The following is a 2839-nucleotide window of genomic DNA, read 5'->3' as shown; positions in this document are numbered from 1 at the left end:
CAAAAATTGTTGTGTTGGGACTTCTGTTTTACTCATAAGTTCATGGTGCAGAAATAGCAAATACTAACAAGGTATGTGACCAAGAATATTTATATGCAACGTTTCAGTTTTTGAATTGACTTTTGTATCGTTATTATTCGACTAATAACCGCTTCACCTGACTCGGTTGAAACTTCACCACTCTCAACCTCGCTCAAACGACGTTCAACTTCCTCTCCCCAGGCCGAATCTATCTCAGCTTGACCCTCATCATCCAAGCTGGCCACCAGTTGTTCAACCAACATCGATCGCAAATTAGCTGAGAGAATTAAGGCTGATTCCAAAAGCTGGTCGTAATTTGGATCAATCATAGAAGCGCCAGGTTTTTAGGAGGGTTACCCCCATGCTTGCTCATCATTTTAGCGTGAACAGCAAAAATGTAGGGGCGAAAGATTTTTCGCCCCTACGGATTCTTTTAAACTCCCCAGGCCGGATTCGAACCAGCGACCAATCGATTAACAGTCGACCGCTCTACCGCTGAGCTACTGAGGATTGTCGGCGCGTTTTTTCCCAACGCATTATCAATCTTAGCTCAGGGATTTGGTTTTGGCAAGGGGTTTTAGGATTTTTTTTTAAAACTCTGGAGGCGGGGGCTGAAACCGCCAGCCAGAGGGGGGTTAGTAGCCCCGGCGTAACTGAGCGAGTCGTTGCTGGGCAATGGGATCGAGGCGAGTTCCCAGAAAAGGACGACTGGCCCGTTTGGGTTTACTGCGTTGACGACGGCGCATCCGTTGCTGAGTGGCTTTGACATCTAACTGTAGTTGATCGGCCGACATCCACTCAGCACCATAGCCGACGACGGTTAATTGTTGGGCGCGATCGCTCGTGGCGACGATGGTGCGGGAGGCGAAGGGCGCTCGTTGTCTCGCTCGAACCGCACAGAGTTTTTCGATAAAGGTATCGGCGGTTTGATTAAAGTCTGTATATTGCACCGCCAGGTTACGAGAAATCACCTCTCGCATCCCTCGGGAATTACGATACTGAGAATCAAAAACTACTTGTGCCTCATAACCATGATAGGCACTGTAGTTCACTAACGACTCAATTAGGTCTCTGCGGGCGGCCTCTAAGCCATCGCGATCGCGGACATCGCGCAGCGTTGACCAGATACCAATGATGTTATACCCATCGACAAGGAGGGTTACGGGGGTTGAAGAACGTGGCATTTTAACAAACTCAGAAAAACGGATGGGGTCAAAGATGGCTAACTGTAACGACATCTTTGCTTAACATCATTGCCCATTGTTGAGTTTTGTGCCACCCTCTCGGCCGACCCTCATTCTCTCCGAGAGGATCTCATCTAGGTATCAGGGACGCTTTAGCTGGGCAACATCAAGCGTTGTTTGAGGCGTTCAGGATCTCCCGAGTCCACCACTCGTCCTCCTTCGAGCAGAAAGGCCCCATCACAATAATCCAATTCATCTAAACGATGGGTCACCCATAACGCCGTCATTTGTCGTTGGCGGACTAACTCACTCACCTGCTGCACTAAATCGGCCTGACTCTCAGGATCGAGCAGAGCCGTGGGTTCATCGAGCAATAAAATATCACAATGGCGGGCGATCGCCCCAGCAATGGCCACCCGCTGTTTTTGCCCTCCACTAAGGGCATAAATTGGCCGTTGTTGCAGATCTTGTAAATTCACCAAGGTTAGGGCTTCTGTCACCCGTTGGCGCACCTGGGGAACCGTCAGCCGTTCTTCTACGAGTCCAAAAGCCACATCGGCTCCCACCGTCGGCATCACCAACTGATGATCTGGATTTTGGAACACAAACCCCACCTGGCCGTTCATCTTCACCGTGCCACCACTTCGAGGCAGTAAATCCGCCAAAATCCTCAGCAGCGTTGATTTCCCGCTACCGTTGGTTCCCAGGAGCATCCAAAACTCCCCCGGCGGAACATCGAGGCTACAGTGATTGAGAACGACATGACCTGAGGTCCATTGAAATGAAACATCCCGCACGGTAATGGCGGGATGTGTGGATGTAGAGGTCATTACGAGTCAGCCGTGGCCACGAAAAATCCGGGTTGGCGATCGCCCCCAGCGGGTCCTTTTTGAGACATCTGCACCGCCACCAACTCGCTCGTGGCGATCTTCAGACGCTTCTCGATTTTGCCGTCGCAGACCACTTCTAGCACCTTAGGGTTGCCCGAGTTCATGGCCTCGGAGATTTCCCGATAGAGGGACTCTGCGCCCTCTTGGTCTTGCCGCTGCACAGATAAGGGCATCGGCGTGTATTTAAGGATCAGGTCAATCGTAAACATAGGGTAATGAGGCGTACCGTTCCAATGAACGTGAAAACTGTGACTGTTACCTACTGTATCGGATGTCGGGGGATTGCGCCGCAATTGACCCGGAAATCTCACCCCCCAGGGCGATCGCTCCCCCCCAGGGTGGATCTTTTTGAGAAAAATGAGTACAATGGTAAAGAATCGTAAACTTTCTGCGGAAAACTTGTTATCATTCTTTCAAACGATGCCTTCCCAGGAAGTTCCCCCAAGATTCTGAAGCACTCATTCGGAGTTTAACTCTATGACCATTGCTGTAAGCCGCGGACCAGAAAGAAGCTGGTTCGACGTACTTGACGACTGGCTCAAACGCGATCGCTTCGTGTTTGTCGGCTGGTCTGGCATTCTTCTGTTCCCCTGTGCCTACCTCGCCGTTGGCGGCTGGCTCACCGGAACCACCTTTGTAACATCCTGGTATACCCACGGTCTCGCATCTTCGTACCTCGAAGGCTGCAACTTCCTGACCGTTGCCGTGTCCACACCTCCCGACAGCTTGGGTCACTCCCTGCTG

The 2839-nt window shown here is 51.2% G+C and carries 4 protein-coding genes, 1 tRNA gene and 1 pseudogene; 1 reads left to right on the top strand and 5 read right to left on the bottom strand.

Annotated elements, in window-relative coordinates:
• Positions 1-89: 89 nt before the first annotated feature.
• The 5 genes from R6U67_RS13710 to R6U67_RS13690 form a co-directional block, all read right to left on the bottom strand.
• Positions 90-350: an addiction module protein gene (locus tag R6U67_RS13710; RefSeq protein WP_410253064.1), complete on the bottom strand. Its 261-nt coding sequence runs from the start codon at positions 348-350 to the stop codon at positions 90-92.
• A gap of 109 nt (positions 351-459) precedes the next feature.
• Positions 460-531 (bottom strand) — tRNA-Asn (locus tag R6U67_RS13705).
• A 125-nt stretch (positions 532-656) separates the two neighbouring features.
• Positions 657-1205: an NYN domain-containing protein gene (locus R6U67_RS13700; protein ID WP_410253065.1), complete on the bottom strand. Its 549-nt coding sequence runs from the start codon at positions 1203-1205 to the stop codon at positions 657-659.
• 152 nt (positions 1206-1357) lie between these two features.
• The gene (locus R6U67_RS13695) at positions 1358-2035 is read right to left on the bottom strand and encodes an energy-coupling factor ABC transporter ATP-binding protein (RefSeq protein ID WP_410253063.1); all 678 of its coding nucleotides are present in this window, start codon (positions 2033-2035) and stop codon (positions 1358-1360) included.
• Positions 2035-2304: a hypothetical protein gene (locus R6U67_RS13690; protein WP_410253062.1), complete on the bottom strand. Its 270-nt coding sequence runs from the start codon at positions 2302-2304 to the stop codon at positions 2035-2037. The genes R6U67_RS13695 and R6U67_RS13690 overlap by 1 nt, the downstream gene beginning before the upstream one ends.
• Positions 2305-2572: 268 nt before the next feature.
• Here R6U67_RS13690 and R6U67_RS13685 point away from each other — a divergent pair.
• A pseudogene (locus R6U67_RS13685) lies at positions 2573-2839 on the top strand (photosystem II D2 protein (photosystem q(a) protein)); the annotation flags it as partial.

The sequence above is a fragment of the Sodalinema sp. genome (assembly GCF_046483825.1).
In the GTDB taxonomy this organism is placed as follows: domain Bacteria; phylum Cyanobacteriota; class Cyanobacteriia; order Cyanobacteriales; family Geitlerinemataceae; genus Sodalinema.
This window is presented reverse-complemented; position numbering and strand designations above follow the sequence as displayed.

What these genes read in the sequence shown, in the direction of transcription:
- R6U67_RS13690 (WP_410253062.1), bottom strand. Translation starts at nt 2,304, where the DNA reads ATGTTTACGATTGACCTGATCCTTAAATACACGCCGATGCCCTTATCT.
- R6U67_RS13695 (WP_410253063.1), bottom strand. Translation starts at nt 2,035, where the DNA reads ATGACCTCTACATCCACACATCCCGCCATTACCGTGCGGGATGTTTCA.
- R6U67_RS13710 (WP_410253064.1), bottom strand. Translation starts at nt 350, where the DNA reads ATGATTGATCCAAATTACGACCAGCTTTTGGAATCAGCCTTAATTCTC.
- R6U67_RS13700 (WP_410253065.1), bottom strand. Translation starts at nt 1,205, where the DNA reads ATGCCACGTTCTTCAACCCCCGTAACCCTCCTTGTCGATGGGTATAAC.